The sequence below is a fragment of the Mesorhizobium sp. M2A.F.Ca.ET.037.01.1.1 genome (assembly GCF_003998075.1).
GTDB lineage: Bacteria > Pseudomonadota > Alphaproteobacteria > Rhizobiales > Rhizobiaceae > Mesorhizobium.
Genome location: NZ_RZSA01000610.1, coordinates 1 through 4,139, shown reverse-complemented (window position 1 = coordinate 4,139; position 4,139 = coordinate 1). Strand labels below are relative to the sequence as shown.

At 68.8% G+C, this 4,139-nt stretch carries 4 protein-coding genes; 1 reads left to right on the top strand and 3 read right to left on the bottom strand.

Translation table 11 applies throughout. The features are described 5' to 3' along the window. Window positions 1-325: hypothetical protein (locus EOA27_RS43195; protein WP_348639873.1), on the bottom strand; the 325-nt coding region annotated here is incomplete at its 3' end. Between EOA27_RS43195 and EOA27_RS25340 the strand changes: the two genes are divergently transcribed. After that, on the top strand, window positions 297-1,262 hold the full coding sequence (locus EOA27_RS25340) for an FAD-binding oxidoreductase (RefSeq protein WP_126078109.1): 966 nt from the start codon (window positions 297-299) through the stop codon (window positions 1,260-1,262). The genes EOA27_RS43195 and EOA27_RS25340 overlap by 29 nt on opposite strands. A 510-nt stretch (window positions 1,263-1,772) precedes the next feature. Here EOA27_RS25340 and EOA27_RS25335 read toward each other — a convergent pair. Both EOA27_RS25335 and EOA27_RS25330 read right to left on the bottom strand, forming a co-directional pair. Then, window positions 1,773-2,627 (bottom strand): BA14K family protein, encoded by an 855-nt coding sequence (locus tag EOA27_RS25335; RefSeq protein WP_245467139.1) that lies wholly within the window; start codon window positions 2,625-2,627, stop codon window positions 1,773-1,775. Between the two features lie 126 nt (window positions 2,628-2,753). Then, window positions 2,754-3,854, bottom strand: a complete 1,101-nt coding sequence (locus EOA27_RS25330; RefSeq protein WP_189343180.1) for a KamA family radical SAM protein — start codon at window positions 3,852-3,854, stop codon at window positions 2,754-2,756. Between the last annotated feature and the right edge of the window lie 285 nt (window positions 3,855-4,139).

Genomic DNA, 4,139 nt, shown 5'->3' with positions numbered 1-4,139 from the left:
GGTGCGGCCGCGTGATGTCGAGGGCGTCGCGGCGCTGGTGCGGTTTTGCGCGGAGCGTGGCATCAGCCTTGTCGCCCAAGGCGGGCGCACGGGGCTGGCGGGCGGGGCAGCGACTTCCCAAGGGCAGATCATCTGCGATCTCGGCGGGCTTGCCCAAATCGAGGAGATCGATCCGTTCGCGCGGGTGGCGATCGTGCAGGCGGGGGTGACGCTGGGGGCTGCGGGAGGCGGCGGCGGCGCATGGGCTCGACCCGGGCATCGATCTTGCGGCGCGCGGCAGCGCCACGATCGGCGGCATGGTTTCCACCAATGCCGGCGGCATCATGGCGTTTCGCAACGGCACGATGCGCCACCGCGTGCTCGGCCTTGAAGCCGTGTTGCCGGACGGGCGGGTGTTTTCCGACCTCACAAGGGTGCTCAAGACCAGCGCCGGCTATGATCTAAAACATCTCTTCATTGGCGCGGAGGGCACGCTTGGGATGGTCACGCGCGTGGCGGTGCGGCTCGACCCGGTGGCAGGCGCCAGCGCCACGGCGCTGGTCGGCGTGCCGGATGCGGCAAGCGCCCAGCGCATCGTGCGGCATTTTCTGGGCTCGACCAGCGCGCGGCTCAGCGCCGCCGAGATCCTGTGGCGCAATTTCGCCTCGCTGATGCAGCGGGGGCTGGGCTATGCGCCCGGGCAGCTGCCGCTCGATGCGCCCTGCCTACTGGTGCTGGGGCTCAGCGCGGACAGTGTCGAGGCGGCCAGAGGGGTGTTTGAGGACGGGCTGGCGGCGATCTGGGAAGAGGCCGGCATCATCGACGGGCTGGTCGCGAGCTCCGAGGCGCAAGCCGCCCAGATGTGGCGGCTGCGCGAGGAGACAGTTGAGATCGAGCGCGCGCACCCGATGGCGCCCTCCTTCGACGTGTCGGTGCCGGGCGGCGCGCTGGACGCCTATGTGGCGCGCATCGAGGCCGGGCTGAAGCGGATCGACGCCGCCTACGCGCCCTATGTCTACGGCCATCTCGCCGACGGCAATCTGCACATCTCGATCAATTGCGACGGCCCGCTTCCGCATGAGCGGCACGCGGCGATCGAGGACGTGCTTTACCAGGGCCTGCGCGAAGCCGGCGGCTCGTTCTCGGCCGAGCATGGCGTCGGGCTGGAGAAGCGCGAGGCGTATGAGCGCTACGCCGACCCAGTGAAGCGGGATTTGGCGAAGGCGATCAAGGCGCTGATCGATCCGGGTCATGTGATGAATCCGGGGAAGGTCGTGGGGTGAGATCGGTGGGCTAGCCTTGAGATGCGGGCGGGAGAGCGCCCCCTCTGGCCTGCCGGCTTTCGTCGCTCGAAAGCAATCAGGACAGAGGGGTGTGGCGGAACGCGGCGCTGCCCTCTTTTCTTGGCCCCCACGAATGTGGCCAGGGGATGCACACATCTTCTGTGACGGGCGTGACTGATCAGGCCTCGGCTCGATTGCCAGGTGGTTCCCCCAATCCGTCGCTGCTTCGCAGCGCCACCTTTCCCCTCCTCCGGAGGGAAAGGAGGGGAGCGTTGCTGGACGAGCGTTGACGGCAAAAAGCTTGGCGCCTTCCTCTACCCCGTCGATCGGGGGAGAGGTGGCTCGGCGAAGCCGAAACGGAGAGGGGGAGCGCCGACGTAAGGATGCTGAGCGAGCCCGCCGGCGCCGCAGGCCCCCTCTCCGGCCGCTTCGCGGCCACCGTTCCGGCCACGGGTCTCGCCCGTCGTTCGGCCCCCCCGCCGCTGGCGGAGGCGAGGAAAAGCGTTGGCCCTACTCGCACTGGCGGCGCGGGCCGCCGTCGAAGGGTTGGTAGGTGTTGTCGCGCGGATCGTAGGAGCGGTAGCGGCTGAAGCAATAGTCGATATGGTCGGCCGAGACCGGCCGGCTGGAGGCCTGGGCGGCCTCCGCCTCCGGCGAGATCTCCTCCGGCGGGCCGCCATAGGTTGTGGCGTAGCCGTCGCCGAACGGGGCATAGCCCTGCATCTCGGCCTGGTCGTCGCTCGTCTCGTTGATCCCGTCGCCGGCCGTGGCGGCCTGCCGGTCGTTCGCGCCCTGATCGCTGGTCTGATCGCTTTGGCCGGTCGAGGCGGTGCGGTCGCCGGGATCGTAATAGGGCGAGATGCAGGGGCGCAGCTCGCCCCTGTAGGAACGGTAGCTGTTTTCGTCCGGGCGGTAGCTGCGGTAGCGCGTCGCGCACCATTGCAGATGGGCGACGGGCAATTGTTGCTGAGCCTGCTGATCGGCCGGCGTCGGCTGCTGGGCCGCGTTGGCGGCCGGCGCGGGCTGGATGGGAGCGGAAACGTCCGGCAATGGCTGCAGCTTCGGCTGTGCGGTCGCCGCCGGCGCCGCGAGCTGGGTGGCGCCAGCCGCCTTGGCTGGTTCGCCCGGGGTCGGCTCGCCGCCCGCCTTGGCGGGCGCGGCCTGCTGGGCGGGAATGCGCTCGAGATTCTGCTTCTGCGGATCGACCGGCTGCGCGTCCTTCGTCCAGAGCTCGGAAACGCCGATCGTGGGGGTTGCCTGGCGCACCGGCTTGGCGGCCAGCATCCAGGTGGCGAAGGCAAGCCCGCTGGCGAACACGGCCAAGGTCAGCACGAACCCACCGGCAATTCCCAACAAAGCCTTCACGCGGCGCTCCTTCAGTCCCCGCTCATAGAATGCGGGGCGCGAGATGGAGTTCCTTCTGCTGCGCAATGGGGGCCAAAGTCGGGCGGGCAAGCGCCGTCGCCGGACGCCGGCAAGACAGATACGGCGTCAGTCCTGGCCAACCACTTCCTTGTATTCCCGCACCTTGCCGTCCTGGCCTCTGATCAGCCAGGTGTCACCGTCGCGGCCCTCGATATGGCTCGCCGCCAGCGGCACCTTGCCGCAGCCGTCCGGCAGGTCGATGACATAGGTCGGGATGCAGATGCCGGAGAGCCGCCGGCGCAGTTCCGCCACCAGCGCCTGGCCCTCGGCGATCGTTGTGCGACGGTGCGCCATGCCGCGCGCGAGGTCGCCGTGGTGCAGGTAATAGGGTTTCACGCCGAGACGGTACATCAGCTCGCGGCAGAGCTCCTCCAGCACCTCGACCTTATCGTTGACGCCTTTCAGCAAAACGCTCTGGTTGAGCAGCACGAAACCCGCCTGCCGCATCGCGCGGCAAGCTTCCTCCGTGGCCTGTGTGATTTCCCGCGCGTGGTTGAAGTGCGTGACCACGCTCACCATCAGCCGGCCCTGCAGCGCCTCGACCAGGCCGGGCGTGATGCGCGACGGCAGCGCCACCGGCACGCGGGTGTGGATGCGCAGGAGCCTCAGATGCGGGATCGCCTCCAGGCGGGCGCGGATCTCGGCCAACGCCTTGTCGGGCAGCGACAGCGGATCACCGCCGGTCAGGATCACCTCGCGGATTTCGGGATGCCCGGCGATATAGGCCAGCGCCGGCTCCAGGGCTTCCCGCGTATAGCCGCGGCCGATCGAGGTCAGCGACTCCTTCCTGAAGCAGAAACGGCAATAGACCGCGCATTGATAGGTGGGGAACAGAAGCACGCGGTCGGCATGGCGGTGCGTCAGCCTGGGCGCCGGGCTGAAGGCATGGTCGCCGATCGGGTCGTCGAGCTCGCCCTCGGCGGCGACCAGCTCGTCGGGCGAAGGGATCACCTGGGCGCGGATCGGATCGTCCGGGTCGTTCCAGTCGATCAGGTCGAGATAGGGTTTTGGCACGCGCACCTTGTGGGCCGCGGCGGCCTCCTGCGCGGCGGCGCGCTCGGCCGGCGAGAGCGGCAGCGGGGCAAGGTCGCGCACATGGCGCACGCCGGCGCGGACATCGTCCTGCCAGGCGGCGTCGGCGGCCGGTTGTTTGAGATCGGTAGTCATGGACATCCCGGAACAGATTTGCGCGGGATATCGGATGGATGGCGCACGGCGTCAACCGCACGGTTGACGCAGAGCCAAGCACGCTAGCCGGCCGCGTCTCATTCCTTCGCGCTGGGCATAGCAATCCCTCACCCGCCAAACTTCGCTATCGCCGCCTCCGTCACCGGCGTGAAGAAGTTCACCAGATTGCCGTTGGGATCGCGAAACAGTAGCGAGCGGTTGCCCCAGGGCATTGTGGTCGGCGCCTGCACCAGCGCTTCGCCCAGACTCCCGGCAAGCCTGCGG